Annotated in this window: 15 protein-coding genes; 4 read left to right on the top strand and 11 right to left on the bottom strand. The window is 68.0% G+C overall.

Features of this window, described 5'->3' with window-relative positions; translation table 11 throughout:
- Window positions 1-4 precede the first annotated feature (4 nt).
- From TL10_RS19265 to TL10_RS19245, 5 genes are all read right to left on the bottom strand, one after another.
- Window positions 5-1,078, bottom strand: a complete 1,074-nt coding sequence (locus TL10_RS19265; protein WP_043986871.1) for a hypothetical protein — start codon at window positions 1,076-1,078, stop codon at window positions 5-7.
- The gene (locus tag TL10_RS19260) at window positions 1,075-2,367 is read right to left on the bottom strand and encodes a hypothetical protein (protein ID WP_043399493.1); all 1,293 of its coding nucleotides are present in this window, start codon (window positions 2,365-2,367) and stop codon (window positions 1,075-1,077) included. The genes TL10_RS19265 and TL10_RS19260 overlap by 4 nt, the downstream gene beginning before the upstream one ends.
- 29 nt (window positions 2,368-2,396) lie before the next feature.
- Complete coding sequence (locus TL10_RS19255; protein ID WP_043986870.1) at window positions 2,397-3,590, bottom strand: CHAT domain-containing protein; 1,194 nt, start codon at window positions 3,588-3,590, stop codon at window positions 2,397-2,399.
- The gene (locus tag TL10_RS19250) at window positions 3,581-5,233 is read right to left on the bottom strand and encodes a hypothetical protein (protein ID WP_043986869.1); all 1,653 of its coding nucleotides are present in this window, start codon (window positions 5,231-5,233) and stop codon (window positions 3,581-3,583) included. Before TL10_RS19250 ends, TL10_RS19255 begins: the two co-directional genes overlap by 10 nt.
- A 69-nt stretch (window positions 5,234-5,302) precedes the next feature.
- Window positions 5,303-5,782: a lipoprotein LpqH gene (locus TL10_RS19245; protein ID WP_043399495.1), complete on the bottom strand. Its 480-nt coding sequence runs from the start codon at window positions 5,780-5,782 to the stop codon at window positions 5,303-5,305.
- A gap of 117 nt (window positions 5,783-5,899) precedes the next feature.
- Between TL10_RS19245 and TL10_RS19240 the strand changes: the two genes are divergently transcribed.
- Both TL10_RS19240 and TL10_RS19235 read left to right on the top strand, forming a co-directional pair.
- Complete coding sequence (locus TL10_RS19240; RefSeq protein ID WP_192830264.1) at window positions 5,900-6,214, top strand: PspA/IM30 family protein; 315 nt, start codon at window positions 5,900-5,902, stop codon at window positions 6,212-6,214.
- Between the two features lies 1 nt (window position 6,215).
- Window positions 6,216-7,391: a winged helix DNA-binding domain-containing protein gene (locus tag TL10_RS19235; protein ID WP_043986868.1), complete on the top strand. Its 1,176-nt coding sequence runs from the start codon at window positions 6,216-6,218 to the stop codon at window positions 7,389-7,391.
- A 2-nt stretch (window positions 7,392-7,393) separates the two neighbouring features.
- Here TL10_RS19235 and uvrA read toward each other — a convergent pair whose 3' ends face one another.
- Entirely contained in the window at window positions 7,394-10,294 is a 2,901-nt protein-coding gene (gene uvrA, locus TL10_RS19230) for an excinuclease ABC subunit UvrA (RefSeq protein WP_043986867.1), read from the bottom strand.
- 89 nt (window positions 10,295-10,383) lie between these two features.
- Here uvrA and TL10_RS19225 point away from each other — a divergent pair, with 89 nt between their 5' ends.
- On the top strand, window positions 10,384-11,058 hold the full coding sequence (locus tag TL10_RS19225) for an MBL fold metallo-hydrolase (RefSeq protein WP_043986866.1): 675 nt from the start codon (window positions 10,384-10,386) through the stop codon (window positions 11,056-11,058).
- 8 nt (window positions 11,059-11,066) lie between these two features.
- On the opposite strand, the gene TL10_RS19220 is transcribed toward TL10_RS19225, so the two are convergent.
- The 3 genes from TL10_RS19220 to TL10_RS19210 all read right to left on the bottom strand — a co-directional run bounded on the left by TL10_RS19220 (window position 11,067) and on the right by TL10_RS19210 (window position 13,475).
- Entirely contained in the window at window positions 11,067-11,855 is a 789-nt protein-coding gene (locus TL10_RS19220; RefSeq protein WP_276525129.1) for a MarP family serine protease, read from the bottom strand.
- A 75-nt stretch (window positions 11,856-11,930) separates the two neighbouring features.
- Entirely contained in the window at window positions 11,931-12,374 is a 444-nt protein-coding gene (locus TL10_RS19215) for a universal stress protein (RefSeq protein ID WP_043399432.1), read from the bottom strand.
- A gap of 240 nt (window positions 12,375-12,614) precedes the next feature.
- The gene (locus TL10_RS19210; RefSeq protein WP_043986918.1) at window positions 12,615-13,475 is read right to left on the bottom strand and encodes an acyl-CoA thioesterase; all 861 of its coding nucleotides are present in this window, start codon (window positions 13,473-13,475) and stop codon (window positions 12,615-12,617) included.
- Between the two features lie 92 nt (window positions 13,476-13,567).
- On the opposite strand from TL10_RS19210, the gene TL10_RS19205 reads away from it, so the two are divergent.
- Window positions 13,568-15,289 (top strand): HNH endonuclease signature motif containing protein, encoded by a 1,722-nt coding sequence (locus TL10_RS19205; protein WP_052506466.1) that lies wholly within the window; start codon window positions 13,568-13,570, stop codon window positions 15,287-15,289.
- A 9-nt stretch (window positions 15,290-15,298) separates the two neighbouring features.
- On the opposite strand, the gene TL10_RS19200 is transcribed toward TL10_RS19205, so the two are convergent.
- Entirely contained in the window at window positions 15,299-15,733 is a 435-nt protein-coding gene (locus tag TL10_RS19200) for a hypothetical protein (RefSeq protein ID WP_043986865.1), read from the bottom strand.
- Window positions 15,730-16,371 carry a DKNYY domain-containing protein gene (locus tag TL10_RS19195; protein WP_043986864.1) on the bottom strand — a complete coding sequence of 214 codons (642 nt, stop codon included), beginning with the start codon at window positions 16,369-16,371 and terminating at the stop codon, window positions 15,730-15,732. Before TL10_RS19195 ends, TL10_RS19200 begins: the two co-directional genes overlap by 4 nt.
- Window positions 16,372-16,420 lie beyond the last annotated feature (49 nt).

Raw genomic sequence — 16,420 nt, 5'->3', positions numbered from 1 at the left:
CGGTCTAGTAGTCGGCTTCGGCGGCCAGGATCTCGGCCAGGTACGCATCGGGGCCGGGTACCGTGAGCCGGGTGCGCACGTAACGCCGGACCCGGTCGCGAACCGCTTCCGTCTCGCCGCTGTCGGCACCGATGGCGACCGTGGTTCCGGTCCAATCGTGGCCCCACGCTTGGGTTTCGGTGGCCGGCAACGGCAGGGTGGCGTTTCCGTCGATGTCGAGCGTGCCGTCACCGGTGATCGAACCCGAGTCCAGACGCACCGCTATCCCGTCCGCGGAACCGATTGTCGCGACGCGGATATCGGCGACGACCGCGCCGTCACGCGCCTGCACAGACCAGTCGATGGTGCGTTCGGCAGCGTCGAATATCCGCGGTGGCACCGCGGTCCACGAGACCGATGCGACGCCGCTCGCGATGGCGCCGTCGTCTCCCGCACCGGGTTGTCCAGCAGCGAGCGCATAGTCGTCCTGCCGCGGCAGCGCCTGTGCCGCAAGGACTTCCGACCAGTCGCCCAGCCCAGATTCGTCGGCGAGGCTGACGCAGCCGCGGACCAGGTCGAGCACCCGCGGATCACCCGCGGCGGCCAGGCCCGACAGCATCCGACGGTGCGGCTCCAGCAGTCCGGCGATGTCCGAGTCCAAGGTGTCCTGGGTGAAGTAGTCCTCCAGCGCCGCCGTCGACAGCGCCACCTCGGCATCGAGCACCGCGGCATCGAGCGGGGCGATGCCGTCGCGGGCGCTGGCCGGCCACCACCGGCGCAGCCAGTGCCCGACGGCCAGACGGCGAAGGGCGGCAAGGGGTTCGGGCAGCGGTAGCACATCGGCAAGGTCGACGTCGTTGCCGCCGTCGGTAGCAGCTGCCGCGGCGGCAGCGACCACCGCCACGTGGCCGGCCTCCCCGACCAACCGCCACAACCAGTCCGCGGCGGGCAGGTCCGTGAAGGTAATCCGCAGCACCTGTGCGGGCTCGTGGATCGTCCACGCCAGCACGGCGCCGCTGACCTCGAGCACCGCCACCTCAGGCGGTGCGTCGACCTCGGACCCCAACGCCCACAATCCTGAATCGACAGTGAGTTTCACCCTGTCGCCTCCAATTCCAGCATCGCCTTGATGCGCTGGCGGTGATCGAGGCTCACCGATCGGGCGACCCCGTCCAAGAGGCCGCGCACCTCGCCGGCATCGCCGCAGGATTCCTGCCAGACGTCACGCCCGTGCAGTCGTGCCCACAGCCGAGAGACATAGGGGCGGACGAACGCCGCGAGGTCGTCCACCACCTGCTGCTGCCGTGGATGGACGGGGCCGCCATCGGTCAGGTACCTGCGGGCATGCAGCACGTACGCCTCCTTGCGGAGCCGGGCCTGAATCTGGCCCGACAGGTGGTAGCGGGTCGGGTGGTTCACCTCGAGCGGTGCCAGGTCCACCCCGATCTCGATGCCGGCGACCATGGTGGCCTGGTTGTCCTCTGCCAATAGCCCCCATGGCGAGGCCGCGCGGTCCGCCTCTTCGGCGCACAACGTCGACAGGTCAGGCAGCTCGTCGCGGTCGAGGGCACGCCGCAGCGTCGCCCGGACGCGGTCGACGATGCTGCGGTCCAGCGGACGTTCTGCCACGCGGGAACCCGCGACCGTCGGCTTCGATTGTGGTGCGGTAGCGCACAATCCGATCTGGTCGACCGACCAGGGCGCGGCGGCCGAGGCGTCTCGCATCCGAGCGCCGAAGTTGTACGGGGTGGTGTCACCGACCAATGCGGTCCAGACCCGCTGCCGGGCGGCATCGGCGTTGTGACCGCCGGACGGACCGAGCACCGTCGTCAGCCCGGCGAGAAATGGCGCGGACGGCTCGCTTCCGGCCCGAACGTCGTCCCAGCCGGCGTCGAGTTGACGCGACAACGTCTCCAGCACTGCGGGATCGGCGAGGTACTCGTGCAGCCGCTCCACGGCGGTGCGGTCCCGGTCGCCGTGCACGTCGCGCAGTGCCTCCACCACGACGGGTGAATCATCTTGTCCAGGTTCGCCTCTGGTGGCGGCCAGCTCGAAGCACACCGGGAAGTAGAGTTCTTGCGCGTTCCCGGTGGTGATGCGGTCGCGCCGGCGCTGCGCCTTCAGTAGCGCGAACCACTGTGCCGCAGCGCGCAACTGATCCGCGTGGTCGAAGATGATCTGGCGCATCTCGTCCGCGATATCCGCGGCGACCACGGGTGCCGAGTACTCGGGGTGCGCCCGCAGCCGGAGTACCAGCGGATCGATGATGCGCTTCACCGCGCGGCTCAGCGGGCCTCCGTCGGGGCTGCTCAGGAGTTCGAGACCGGGCCCGATCTCGCGCCACGCGGCGTCGATGACAGCGCGACGTGGCTGCGGCCCGATGGTCATCGGCCCAGGATAGGCGTGCGATGTCGTCATCAGCGCGCGCCGTCGACGGTGAAGGTCATCAGGGCCGCCCAGTACACCGGACTCAGCGCCGCGTCTCCGGTTCGCCAGCGACGCAAGCAGTGTCGCTGCCATTCGTTCACGGCACGGGCCGGCGTCGTCGCCTCATGTGCGGTGTCGACGGCAATGATCACCTCCGACATCGGATCGGCGTCGCCGGCTGTGGCCGTCCGATAGCCGGCTGTCGTCGGCAGCGACCAGAGGGTCGCGGTAACCACCTGTGCGCCACCGAGAATCATCGCCGCAACCAGGCCGGTGGCCTCGTCGAACCGGTAGTCGGCGCCGGATGCGCAGGCCAACAGCGCGACTCGGGGCGGGATCGGCAGCTCCATCACCATGATGCCGGCGGCGGTCAGCGGCTCGGGCTCGGCCAGATGCAGGGCGGCCTGCTCAGCGGATCCGTCACGGTCGGGGGCCGCGCTGGCATGCCCGACGTACACCAGCCGCGACGGCTGCTGCGCCAACTGATTCGCCAGCCAGTGCCGGTCGGCATCGGCGCGGCGGAAGAGCTCCACCGGCGCGGTGACCGCCGGCAGTGCGGGACGCTCGGCGAAGTGCCGCGCCAGCACGGTATCCGGCGAGGGTCGCCCGAGCACCGAGCCGAGCGCTGAATCCGGCCGTTGGCCCGGCACTTTCGGGTCCAGCAGCAGAAGCGGCGGCCCGTCGACCGGATTCGCTTGCCTGCGCGGCGCATTCGCAATGTTCGGCGGCACGGCCAGGATGAGGTCGGCCAGCTCGATCAGGCGCTGGTCGTCGGTGCCGATGGGCTGCGCGAGCAGGCCCCACGGCACCCTGCTCAGGCGAGCGCTCGGCGACACGAACAGCACTGGCAGTTCCGGGCCGTCCGCACACTGCCGCACCAGGTCCCACGCCTCATCGGGCAGCAACGCCCCCAGGAGCCTGGCGAGTTCCCGCTCCCGCTCCACGCCGGCGAAGGGACCGGTGACCAATGACCGGGTCAAGGCATCGGAAAGCTGTTCACCGCCAAGCGGATCCGGCAGCACCTCGGCCACTGCGGACGTCACCGCGAGCAGGACGTCCTCGGCCACCATCCAGGTGACCAGCCGGTCCGGTGCGCCGACCACCCGCAGGCTGACGTATGTCGCGATCCCGATGTCGGCGAAGCGCAGCACCAATGTGGTTGAGGTGACATCAGTTACGGGCATGTCGACCACGCGTCCTGATCCGCGGTGACGGCGCGGCCGTAACGGGCCTGAGCCAGCTCTCGGTAGTGTGCCAGCACCGGCTCACCGTCCGGCTCCATCTGCAGCGGCGGCAAGGGCCCGAGCCGGATGAGGCCGGCGGCGCCGACAGCGACCGGCCCGGATGCCACCGAGGCGAGTTGCTCGACATCGAGGACCGGCGCTGCCGTCGTGGCGGCCCGGGCCCATTCCATCGTCCGGTCGTTCGCGGCGTCGACACTGAATGCACCTCGGGCGCTGTGATATTCGATCAGTTCGCCGACCAGGGCAGGATCCTGCGATTCCCACGCCACCGCGAACGCCCCGGCCAGCAGGGGTGCCGACACCCCGGTGGCCCAGCGGGCTCGCGCGTCGGCGTCGGTGATCGAGTATCGCACCGAGTCGACGGCCAGGGCCGCAGGCAACTTCAAGTCCGCGGCGGTGGCCAATTTCTCCATGCCGGAACGGTATTGATCGGTGCCCGGTTCGGCGGACCACGTCCCCAGATTTCCCGCGGCATCGAAGCCGAGGTCCGCCAGTCCCTGAGCGCGCCACACGGAGCCGAGTTGGTCGTCGAGTCGCGCGTACTGCAACCAACTACTGCGCGGCGACGAATCCAGGCATGCCCTGGCTTGATCGATCAGCCCACGGGCCTCGTCGTAGCCGCCCCGGAAGATGGCGATCCAGCTGCGCTGCAACAGGATGCGGTGCACATGCAGCGGCTTGCCCAGTTCACGCCAGTGCCGTTCGGCGTGCCCCCAGCATTCGTCGGCAGCCTGCAACGCGCCGGCGGCCAGCCGGGTCAGCCCGAAGTACAGCCAGCAGCGCGATACCTCGTGGGCTCGCGCCTGCCGCGCGATCTCCGGATACGCGGCGGTGACCAGCGCTTCGGTGCCCTCCAGGTCGCCCGTCGACCAACGCACCGCCGCCCGTTCCAATTGTGCTCTGGCGGTGGCTAATTCCCAGCCGCGAGCCTGGGCCCGGGCCTCGGCCCGGCGCAGCCACGGCAACGCCTCGTCCATCCTGCCGGTTTCGATGCAGAACCGCGCATAGCCGAGCGCGCCGGTCAGCCAAAGATATTCGCGCTCGGGGTCGTCGGCCGGCGAAGCGATCGCGGCCAGCACCTGGTCCCACAACGGCACCGAACGGACGTGCAGATCGTCGTCGCACAGCGCGAGCGCGCAGAGGATGCGGGCGTGGGTCAGCAGATAGACGTCTTCGTCATCCAGCGCAGCCAAGGACTGCGCCGCGCCCTCGTGGTCACCGATGGCGGCGGACAGGCCGGTCCGCAGAAATGTGGCCCGGCGGCGGTAGCGGCTGAGCATGTGGTCCGCGTCCTCCGGGGTCATGGTCATCTGCGCGGCGATCGCGGCGGGCGCAGTGCCGGCCAGGATCGCTGCGTAGATGTCGAGGCAGTCGTCGATCCGCCGGATACATTCGCGGACCCCGTCCAGGGCGCTGCGGATCAGATAGATCTCGCCGAGCTGGGCGAAGACCTCGAGCATCTGGTCGTCCCGGTCGGCCGCTTCGATGGCGGGCATCAGCGACAGCAGCAGTTCCTTGGCTGTCGCCTCGTCGGCGGCGAACATCAGCGCGCGAGCGCGGGCGAGTTCACCGGAGGTCGACACGGCCGCATCATAAGTCGAACGGCGGGTGCATCAGATGCACCCGCCGCTCGGGCAGCCCTGGCAGGCATGTCAGCCGCAGGTCACCTTGATCTCGAAGTTCTTCGAGATCATGCCGGCCATCGGGTTCTTCAGGTCAGCGCCCGCCGCCTGCCCGGTGATCGTGTACGTGCTGCCATCGACCTTGACGTCAGCCGAGCCGGTCTTCATGCCGCCCATCTCCGACACCGCGAGCGCGTTGCCGTCGACCACCATGCCCAGGGACTGCACCTTCGGCGGCGCCGCATCGGTCAGCACGACGCCGAGGCCCTGCGCGCCACCACCGATGGGTGCGCTGGCGATGTTGATGGTGCCGCCCTGCTTCACGCAGGTCACCGACTTCAGGTCCAGGCCTGCCAGGTCCTGGCCCTCGACCTTGACGACGGTGTTGCCGCCGCCCGTCACCGAACCCGGGCCGGACGCCTTCGGGCCGTCCGACTTGTCAGTGGAGCAGCCGATCAGGGTGGCGCCCACGGCCAGCATGCCGATACCAGCGGCCAGAGTGCGATTGATGTTCATGGCAGAGGGTTTCCCTTCCTTGTACGCCGCCCCAGTGGCGTCGTCGTGCCGTAAGTACACGCGGACGTCGCGGCTACCGATCCCAACTTTCCCGCGCGGTACGGTGAAGTCATGGCCGACGAAACCGCCGCCGAGCAGCCATCGACGGATCCGAATGAGCCGATCGACGCCGAGGTCGTGCCACTGGATCCGGACCCCTCGCCGACACCTGCGCCAGCCCCCGATACCGGCTACACCCCCGGTGGTGTCCCGACCTTCGAGTCGGTGCGCGAGAAGATCGAAACCCGCTACGGCACCGCGATCGGCTCGGCCGAGCTGGCTGCGGACACCCCGGAAGGCCGGTCGGTCGAGGAACAGTACGAAGCCCGGCAGAAGGCCGCCGCGGAACGGGTCGAGCAGATCCGTCGCTCGATGCACGAGAGCTGACTTGCGCACCTTCACCGTCGCCGAGCGCCGCAATCGCTTGGCGCAACGTCATTTCCTGAGCGGTGCGGCATCGAGTCACAACGAGGTGACCCGGTCGCTGGTGGGCCTGCACGGCACCGACCCCGCCACGCCGTACCTGTCGCTGTGGGCGCGGCTGCCCGGTTTCACCGTCACTGATCTCGACAGTGCGCTGTATCGGGACCGGCAGCTGGTCAAGCACATGGCCATGCGCCGGACGCTGTGGGTGGTGCACACCGACGACCTGCCCGCGGTCCAGGCCGCGGCCAGCGATCGCGTGGCCGCGACCGAGCGCAAACGGCTGATCGGTGACGTCGAGAAGTCCGGCATCGCGGCCGACGGCGAGGCCTGGCTGGAGCGTGCGTCGGCCGCCGTCCGCGGCCACCTGTCCTCGGGTGCTTTCGCCAACACCGCCACGCTCCGGACCACGCTGCCGGAATTGGCCGGCGACTGGGACCCCGCGCCCGGAAAGACCTGGGGCGGAAGCACTCCCGTCGCCCCGCGGGTACTGACCGTGTTGTCCGCGCAGGGACATCTGCTGCGCGAACCCAACGACGGCACCTGGACGACGTCGCGGCCACGGTGGGCAGCGGCAGCACACTGGCTGCCCGAACCTGCCGCCGCTCTGCCCGCCGACGATGCCCGCGCGGCGCTGCTGCGCGCCTGGCTGCGGACTTTCGGCCCGGCCACCGCCACCGATGTGAAGTGGTGGTTCGGGCAGACCCTGACGTGGGCGCGCGAGGGGCTGCGGTCGATCGAGGCCGTCGAAGTCGGGTTGGAAGACTGCGATGACGCTGGGTTCGTCCTGCCCGACGATCTCGACGCCGCTCCCCCGGTCCCGCCCTGGGGCGCGCTATTGCCCGGGTTGGACCCGACCGTCATGGGCTGGCAGGCCCGGTCCTGGTACCTGGGTCCGCACGCCGGGCAGCTGTTCGACCGCTCCGGCAATGCCGGCCCCACGGTGTGGTGGGACAGCCGCGTCGTCGGCGCCTGGGGTCAGGACGCGGACGGCCGGGTACAGCTGGAGTACGTCGACGAGGTCGGGGCGTCAGCTCGGAAGGTGCTGCAACGCAAGGCTTCCGAGCTGACGGACTGGCTCGACGGGGTGCGGGTCAAGCCGCGGTTCCCGTCGCCACTCAGCCAGGCCCTGTCTCGCTGAACCTAGACACTCACCTTGCGCCGCCTGGTCTTCGGCGGATCCGGCACGACGGTCGGCAACAGCTCCGCGAGGAACTGCCCGGTGTAGCTGTCGGGGCTCGCCGCGACGTCCTCCGGTGTGCCGGACACCACCACGGTGCCGCCGCCTGCGCCGCCGTTGGGACCCATGTCCACGATCCAGTCCGAGGTCTTGATGACGTCGAGGTTGTGCTCGATCACGATGACCGTGTTGCCCTTGTCAACCAGACCGTTGATCACCTTGAGCAGCTTGCGGATGTCCTCGAAATGCAGGCCGGTGGTCGGCTCGTCGAGGATATAGACGGTGCGCCCGGTGGACCGCTTCTGCAGTTCGGCGGCCAGCTTCACCCGCTGGGCCTCACCACCGGACAGAGTCGGGGCCGGCTGGCCCAGCCGGACGTAGCCCAGGCCGACGTCGACGAGCGTCTTGAGGTACCGGTGAATCGAGCTGATGGGCTCGAAGAACTCGGTGGCCTCCTCGATGGGCATGTCGAGTACCTCGGAGATGGTCTTGCCCTTGTAATGCACCTCCAGGGTTTCCCGGTTGTAGCGGGCACCTTGGCACACCTCGCACGGCACGTACACGTCCGGCAGGAAGTTCATCTCGATCTTGATGGTGCCGTCACCTGAACAGGCTTCGCAGCGGCCACCTTTCACGTTGAACGAGAAGCGGCCGGGCTGGTAGCCGCGGACCTTGGCCTCGGTCGTCGCCGCGAACAGTGTGCGGATCTTGTCGAACACGCCGGTGTAGGTCGCCGGGTTGGACCGCGGCGTACGGCCGATCGGTGACTGATCGACCCGCACCAGCTTGTCCAGCTGGTCGAGACCGTTGATCCGGGTGTGCCGGCCCGGCACCTGACGGGCGCCGTTGAGCTTGTTGGCCATGACGGTCGCCAGGATGTCGTTGACCAACGTCGACTTACCCGAGCCGGAGACTCCGGTGACCGACGTCAGCACCCCGAGCGGGAACGCGACGTCGACCTCTTTGAGGTTGTGTTCGCGCGCCCCGACCACGGTGACCTGCCGCTTGCGGTCGACGGGCCGCCGGATGGCCGGAACCTCGATCTGCTCCCGGCCCGAAAGATAGGCACCGGTAATCGAATTGGGGTTCTTCAGCAGTTCCTTGTAGGTGCCGCTGTGCACGATCTGGCCGCCGTGCTCACCGGCAGCGGGACCGATGTCGACGACCCAGTCGGCGTGTGCGATGGTGTCGAGGTCGTGCTCGACGACGATCAGCGTGTTGCCGAGGTCGCGCAGCCGGACCAGGGTGTCGATGAGCCTGCGGTTGTCCCGCTGGTGCAACCCGATGGAGGGTTCATCGAGTACGTAGAGCACGCCGACCAGACCCGAACCGATCTGGGTGGCCAGCCGAATACGTTGTGCCTCACCGCCGGACAGCGTGCCCGCGGCCCGCGACAGCGTCAGGTAGTCGAGACCGACGTCGAGCAGGAACCCGAGCCGCGACTGCACCTCTTTGAGCACCTGGCCGGCGATGGCCTGCTCGCGCGAGCCGAGAGTCAGCGCGTTGAGGAACGTCGAGCAGTCCGAGATGGACAGATCACACACCTGCGCAATGGATTTCGCGTCGTCATCCGCGGACAGGGTGACGGCCAGGATCTCCGGCTTGAGGCGGGTGCCGGCGCACTCGGGGCAGGGGATGTCCCGCATGAAGCCCTCGTAGCGTTCCTTCATCTGCTCGGATTCGGTCTGCTCCATCCGGCGCTGCAGGAACGCCAACACGCCCTCGAAATCGGCGTAGTAGGAGCGGGTGCGGCCGTACCGGTTCTTGTACCGGACGTGCACCTGGTGGTCGGAGCCTTCCAGAATCGCCTTGCGCGCCTTGGCCGGAAGCTTCTTCCACGGGGTGTCGATGTCGAAGCCCAGCTCTTCGCCGAGCCCCGCCATCATGCGGGTGAAGTAGTCGGCGTTGTGCCCCATGGACCACGGCGCGACGGCACCCTCGGCGAGCGTCAGCTCCGGGTCCGGCACGACGAGCTCGGGGTCGACTTCCTTCTTGATGCCCAGGCCGGTGCACTCAGGGCAGGCGCCGTACGGGGAGTTGAACGAGAACGACCGCGGCTCAAGGTCATCGACGGCCAGCGGGTGCGCATTGGGGCAGGCCAGCTTCTCCGAGAAACGCTGCTCGCGCTGCGGATGATTGTCGTCGCGGTCGACGAACTCCAGCACGACGATGCCGTCGGCGAGGCCCAGCGCGGTTTCCACCGAATCGGTGAGCCGCTGCTTGGAGCTGGCCTTGACCGTGAGACGGTCGACGACCACCTCGATGTCGTGCTTCTCCTGCTTCTTGAGCTTCGGCGGATCGGTCAGCGAGTGCACGACGCCGTCGACCCGCACGCGGCTGTAACCCTGGCCGTTGAGCTTGTCGAAGAGGTCGACGAACTCACCCTTGCGGGTCCGGACCACGGGCGCGAGCACCTGGAACCGGATGCCCTCGTCCATGGCGAGCACCTGGTCGACGATCTGCTGCGGCGTCTGCCGAGCGATGCGCTCACCACACACCGGGCAATGCGGAGTGCCTGCGCGCGCGTAGAGCAGACGCAGGTAGTCGTAGACCTCGGTGATGGTGCCGACGGTCGAGCGCGGGTTGCGGTTGGTCGACTTCTGGTCGATGGACACCGCGGGCGAGAGGCCTTCGATGAAGTCCACGTCGGGCTTGTCCATCTGGCCCAGGAACTGGCGGGCGTAGGCCGACAGCGACTCGACGTAGCGGCGCTGCCCCTCGGCGAAGATGGTGTCGAACGCCAGCGAGCTCTTGCCCGATCCGGACAGGCCCGTGAACACGATCAGCGAGTCTCTTGGCAGGTCAAGGTCGATTCCCCGCAGGTTGTGCTCGCGCGCACCTTTGACGATCAGACGGTCCGACACACGTATCCCTTCACCTGAATGTCTGGGCAGTCCAGACACCACAGCGCCATGCTATGTGCCCCCACCGACAAGCCCGATACGGTGGCGTCATGACAGTCGTCAATGACACCTACACCGGCCACGTCGATGCGGGCACCGCGGCACGTCGCACGCTGCCCGCCGCGACGATCGTCAAGGCATCGGTCGGGCCGATGGACAACAACGCGTACCTCATCACTTGTTCCGCGACCGGAAAGACGCTGCTCATCGACGCCGCGAACGACGGTGCGGCGCTCGTCGAGCTGATCAGGTCGCAAACGCCGAACGTCGAGCTCATCGTCACCAGCCACCAGCACTTCGACCACTGGCAGGCACTGGCCGAAGTGGCGGAAGCCACAGGCGCACCCACCGCGGCGCATGCCCTGGACGCCGAGCCACTGCCCGTCAAGCCCGACCGGATTCTGGCCGACGGCGACACCATCACGATCGGCGACCTGACCCTCGATGTCATCCACCTGCAGGGTCACACCGAAGGTTCGGTCGCGCTGGCGCTCCGCGGAGCCGACGGTGACGTCACACACCTCTTCACCGGCGACTGCCTGTTTCCGGGCGGCGTCGGCAAGACCTGGCAGGAAGGCGACTTCGAGCGACTGCTCGGCGACGTCACCCGCAAGGTCTTCGACGTCTACCCCGACTCCACGGTCATCTACCCCGGGCACGGCGACGACACCACACTCGGCACCGAGCGGCCGCACCTCGAAGAATGGCGGACGCGCGGCTGGTAAGGGCTACGTCAGCCCACGCAATGGCCCGTCGGGACGGGTTCGGTGTTACCCACCAGCGCCAGCTGGGGGGCAACTTCCTTCGCGGTCAACGCGAAACTCGTGTCGGGGTCGTCCTGTGCTGCGCCGAAGACCACACCACGCACGCGACCGTCCAGGTCGACCAGCGGGCCACCTGAATTTCCTTGCTGCACACCACCTCTGATGGCATACACCTCGCGCGTCACCGTGCCGGTGCGAAAGATGTCAGGCCCCTGCAGCTTGATGACCTCACGGACCCGGACCGGTTTGGCCTCGTACGCACCCCCGTGCGGAAACCCGAGCGCCGCCGCGTCGGCACCGCTGACGGCGGGCGCCTCGGAGAACATCAATGGAGCCGTCGGCAGGTCCGGAACGGCGAGGATCGAGATGTCCATGTTGGGGTCGAACGAAACCACGTGACCGTCGTACTTGGTGCCGCCGACCTCGACCGAGATCTCGTCGGTCCCGGCAACACCATGGGCTGTGGACATGACCCGCTTGGGCGCCACGACAAACCCGGTGCCCTCCAACCGCTTTCGGCAACTGTGGGCGATACCGTGCACCCGCACCACACTCCCCTGCGCCGCAGCCACGGCGGGATTGCGCGCCACGTTGGGGTCCGGCGGGCCGACGGACGGGATCGTCGATGCGGTCTCGGACGCCAGCCCGGAGGTCGTCGCGGGCGCGGCGGTCCGATCGTTCGCACCGCAGCCGGCGACCAGTGACGCGGCCAGTGAGAGCGTCACCCACGACGCAAGGACGAGACTTCTTCGGGCCATGGCTCGAAACTTTACGGGCACGAAAAATCCTGAGGCCCCCGGCAGTACGCCGGGGGCCTCAGGGAAATCCGAACCTTACGAGGTGTGGACGATCAGCACGTCGACCTTGGCGCGACGAGCCACGTTCGCCGGCACCGAGCCCAGCAGACGGCCGGCAATGGTGCTCAGACCGACGTTGCCGACGACCAGCAGGTCGGCGTTGGAACCCTCAGCCAGCTCGACCAGCGCGTCGACGGGAGCGCCGACGATGGCCTTCTCTTCCACCTGAGTGGCACCGGCTGCCTCGGCGCGGTCACGAGCCTCACGCAGGATCGCGTAGATCGGCGCGTCGCCGTGCACCTTGTACCCCTCGTCCTTCAGGACGTCGGCCGCACGCTGATCATCGGCGTGCGGGAAGTAGGCGGTTGCCACGACCAACTTCGCATTGGCCCCCGCGGCGATCTGGGCGGCGCGCTCCACAGCACGCAATGACGAATCCGATCCGTCCGTACCGACGACCACGGTCTGGTAGCCGCTCATCAATGGCCTCCCGTTATGCAGGTTTGAGTATCCGGCGTACTGTCCGGCGTCACCGCAGACAGTAGCCGCTGAAGCGCGGCCGATGGTGCGGTTTCACCACACAAGTTCGCCGGGGATACCGTGAAAAATGTGCTTTACCGGCACCGATGTTAGCGGCAGCCACCGCAACGGGCTTGCTAATGGTGACGAAACAGCCGCGTGTTTCGCCCGGTGAGCGGGACCGCTTCAGGCCCAAGATTGTTAGCCACGACCGAAATACAGCTCCTGCGTGGCCACGCACACCAACTGCCCGGCACGGTTGTACATCGTCCCGCTGGCCAGGCCACGGCCGCCGATGCCACTCGGCGAGGTCTGGTCGGACAGCACCCAGTCGCTCAGATCCACTGGCCGGTGGAACCACAGCGCGTGGTCGATCAGCGCGGAGAAAGTGTGAGCCGGCAACGCACCACGCGGGATCATCGCCGCCTCCAGCATGGTGGTTCCGGTCAGGTACGCGAGCAGCCCGGCGTGCAACGCCGGATCATCGGGGATGGTGTCCGTTGGGCGCCACCACATCCGCAGATGCGGCGCCGGGTCCGACGAGTCCTTCGCCAACCGCGGGTGCGGATCGATGTACCGCAGCTCGAACGGTTGGTCGCGGACCCAGAAGCCACCTGATTCTTCGGCGTAGTCGGCGAGCTGTTCGGCCATGGTCGGTACCGAAAGCGGTTCCGGCACATCAGGAATGGTCGCCTGATAGTCGAGCGCGTCAACCGGGGCGCTGAACGACGCCAACGCCTCCAGCAGGATCTCCCCATTCTGACGGGCGGTGATGCGGCGCGTCGCGAGCGTGCCGCCATCGCGCGCGGCATCGACCTGGACCTCGACCGGATACCGGGCGTCACCGGCACGCAGGTAGTAGACGTGCAGGCTGTGCGCGCTACGTCCCGGTGCAGTCCGGCTCGCCGCCACCAGCACCTGACCGGCGAGATGGCCGCCGGCGATGTGGTGGCCGGGGTTGTCGAGTTGGGTAGCCACGAAGTGGTGGTCATCGGTCTGATCCACCAGCAGCGTGCTGACGAGATCGGACAAGGTCGGCGAACGGTACGTCACCTGAGGCATCTTGCCTGACATGTTCGCGCGCCCAATTGAGCGGTAGCACTGATCGGTGAATTCCATTGCGGCACGCCCGATCGACAGGTAGACTCGAACACATGTTCGAACGCGAAGGTATCGGCGGCACGGGAGTCCTCGTGCACGATGTCTCCGCAGTCGACTCCATGGTCCACTTCGCACGGGTATCGGCGATCGCCGAGTCCGGGAAATTCGCTGCCATCGCCGATCTGGTGGCACTGCGGGTCGACAATCAGGGTGATCGGCAGTGGTGGGCCTGCGATGGCTGGGACGCAGCCTGCGCGGAGGTCGGTGCCGCCCTGGGGATCGGCCGCAAGGAAGCGTCCGGACAGATGTCGATAGCCATCGCACTGTGCGACCGGCTCCCGCGGGTGGCGGCGGTGTTCGCCGACGGCGAGGTATCGGCGCGGACGGTGGGCACGATCTGTTGGCGCACCCGTCTGGTTGAGGATGCCAACACCCTGGCGGTGCTCGATGTCGCTTTGGCAGGGGCACTGAAAGAGTGGGCGGGGCTGTCGCGCAAGAAGATCGAGAAGAAGATCGACGGCTGGGTGCACAAATTCGACCCGGCCGCGGTCCTCAAAGTGCGGTCCGCCGCGCGTCGCCGTGGGGTCGGGGTCGGCAAACCCGATGACGACACCGGGGTCGCCTCCATCTGGGGTGCCCTGCTCGCGACTGATGCCGAACTGCTGGATCGGGTACTGACCGAGATGGCCCGGCAGGTATGCGACAACGATCCGCGCACGTTCGGGCAGAGCCGTGCTGACGCGCTGGGTGTGCTGGCCGCGCGTGGGGATCGGTTGGCGTGCCAATGCGGCGACGCCGAGTGCCCAGCTGCCGGGCCCGATGCCCGCGCCACCGCGGTGGTGATCCACGTCCTCACCGATGCGCTACCCGCGCCGGTGGCGGATCCGCTGCTCAGCGGGGACCCGGCCGCACCCCTGACCCCACCCGCACCGCAGCCCGGGCCCACACCTGCGCCGCATCCAGCTGCGTCGGCCGAAATCCGAGCTCGCGAGCCAGAGTTGGTGGATGAAACCACCCCTGACGCCGCGCCCGTGCCAGCTCCCGCCCCCGCGTCGGCACCTGTCCGAGTCCCGGCTCCGGTGCGCACCCCTGTCGGCTATGTGGTCGGCGGCCCGGTGATACCTCCAGCGCAGTTGGCCGATCTGGTGGCCCGCGGCGCCAAAGTCCGCACCGTGGCCTCGGCGACTGATCTGGGCGGAGTGCCCCGGTACCGGCCGTCTGCCGCGATCGATGAATTCGTGCGGATGCGGGCGATGACGTGCATGTTCCCCGGCTGCGATCAGCCTGCGACCGCCTGCGATGTCGACCACACGGTTCCGTGGCCCGCCGGGCTCACCCATCCGGGCAACCTCAGCCCGAAATGCCGAAAACACCACCTACTCAAAACCTTCTACAGCGGACCCGACGGATGGCGGGACCGGCAACAGCCCGACGGGACCATCGTGTGGACCGCACCTACCGGGCACACCTACACCAGCGTGCCCGGAAGCCGAATCCTGTTCCCCCACAAGCAGGTTGATACACCGCTGCCGGACGAGCCACCGTCGAACGTCACCGATCTCGACACCCCACCGGTACCCGGCCGCGGCATCATGATGCCCAGCCGGCGCCGCACCCGCGCCCAGAACCAAGCCCAGCGCGTCGCCTACGAACGCGCCCTCAACGAAGCCGACCTCCAAGCGATAGCGGCCGGCCAAGAAGCCGCCGACCGACGCCACGCAGCCCGCGAAGCCGCCCGCGAGACCGGCGAAAACGACATCCCACCGCCGCGGTGAATCAGTTATCTAGTGCGCGTGGTCGAACAGGACCAACGTGTCGGCCAGATTGCCGTCGACGAAGTAGGCACGGCACGTGAAGGGATCATGAATCGTGCCGCCGGCTTCGACTTGGGCGTCAACGGTTCCTGACACGTTCCACACGGTGATGCGCGCGTGGTCAACGCCTTTGAGCGGTTCGTCGGTCATGAGCGCGAACATGTCCCGTCCGTCCGCCTCCAGTGCGCCGGCCACCGCGCGCACACCTGAGAGCTTGGCTGACCCGGGTGCTGCCAATTGCTTACGCACATCGGCTTCGCACCTGTCCCGCGCCACGTCCTGGGCCTGGCGCGGCGCCGGCCCCACGAGACCGAAACCATGTGTCTTCACGGCGATCACGGCCAGGGCCGCCAGCGCCAGGACACATACTGCCGCGATACCCAGCTTGTTCTTGGCGCCCGTCATGGCCCGAACGTAACCTGCGTCGCGTCGCATCCGGTCACCGGCTTGCCGGGTGGGAAGTCACGCGGATTCACATCGGGGATGACGGTGTCCCAGCGGTACGCATGCTGTGCGTCGGCGGCGCAGCCTTCATTGGCGGTGTCGTACAGCACCCGGAACGTGCGTGGATCGGCGCCGGCGATCGCCCGGTCTTGGTAGTAGGCCCGCTGATCGTCGGCCGCGTAGTTGAAGACGCTGTCGTTGAGCCGACGGAAAGTCGCCGCGTTCGCCCCGGGGATGGCCGCACACCGATAGAAAACCGTCCGAATGTCCTTGGTGTAGTCCAAGTTTCGGTCGTCGGGGGAGAAGCGCACGATCTCGAAGTGCGCCGGGTCGTCCGAAATCTCCCTGTCTTTGCAGAACACGGCCGCACCATCCTTCGCCAGATCGCTGTTGATCATCCCGAAGTGCTCGGGGTCGCTGCTCAGAGGTTGGGTGCCGGCCCAGACGTGATTGCGGTCCTTGGCCCAGCCGTAGTTCAGCCAGTCGAAAGTGGCGACGTCCGCGCCGGCGATCTGCGCCCCGCGGTAATAGGCATGGGACTTGTCCCGTGCGTAGCCGGTGGAGAGTTTGTGGAACGAATCGGGGTCCGCGCCGGCCACTTCCCGGGGCGACGAGTCGATGCCGCCCGTCCAGTAGACCTTGCAGTCG

It is taken from the genome of Mycolicibacterium llatzerense, from assembly GCF_000878195.1.
Taxonomy (GTDB): domain Bacteria; phylum Actinomycetota; class Actinomycetes; order Mycobacteriales; family Mycobacteriaceae; genus Mycobacterium; species Mycobacterium llatzerense.
This window is presented reverse-complemented; position numbering and strand designations above follow the sequence as displayed.

Bases quoted from the DNA above. Each gene is read 5' to 3' on its own strand.
- TL10_RS19260 (WP_043399493.1), bottom strand. From the start codon at position 2,367: ATGACCATCGGGCCGCAGCCACGTCGCGCTGTCATCGACGCCGCGTGG.
- TL10_RS19255 (WP_043986870.1), bottom strand. From the start codon at position 3,590: ATGCCCGTAACTGATGTCACCTCAACCACATTGGTGCTGCGCTTCGCC.
- TL10_RS19240 (WP_192830264.1), top strand. From the start codon at position 5,900: ATGGCCGACGAAACCGCCGCCGAGCAGCCATCGACGGATCCGAATGAG.
- TL10_RS19225 (WP_043986866.1), top strand. From the start codon at position 10,384: ATGACAGTCGTCAATGACACCTACACCGGCCACGTCGATGCGGGCACC.
- TL10_RS19220 (WP_276525129.1), bottom strand. From the start codon at position 11,855: ATGGCCCGAAGAAGTCTCGTCCTTGCGTCGTGGGTGACGCTCTCACTG.
- TL10_RS19215 (WP_043399432.1), bottom strand. From the start codon at position 12,374: ATGAGCGGCTACCAGACCGTGGTCGTCGGTACGGACGGATCGGATTCG.
- TL10_RS19210 (WP_043986918.1), bottom strand. From the start codon at position 13,475: ATGCCTCAGGTGACGTACCGTTCGCCGACCTTGTCCGATCTCGTCAGC.
- TL10_RS19205 (WP_052506466.1), top strand. From the start codon at position 13,568: ATGTTCGAACGCGAAGGTATCGGCGGCACGGGAGTCCTCGTGCACGAT.
- TL10_RS19200 (WP_043986865.1), bottom strand. From the start codon at position 15,733: ATGACGGGCGCCAAGAACAAGCTGGGTATCGCGGCAGTATGTGTCCTG.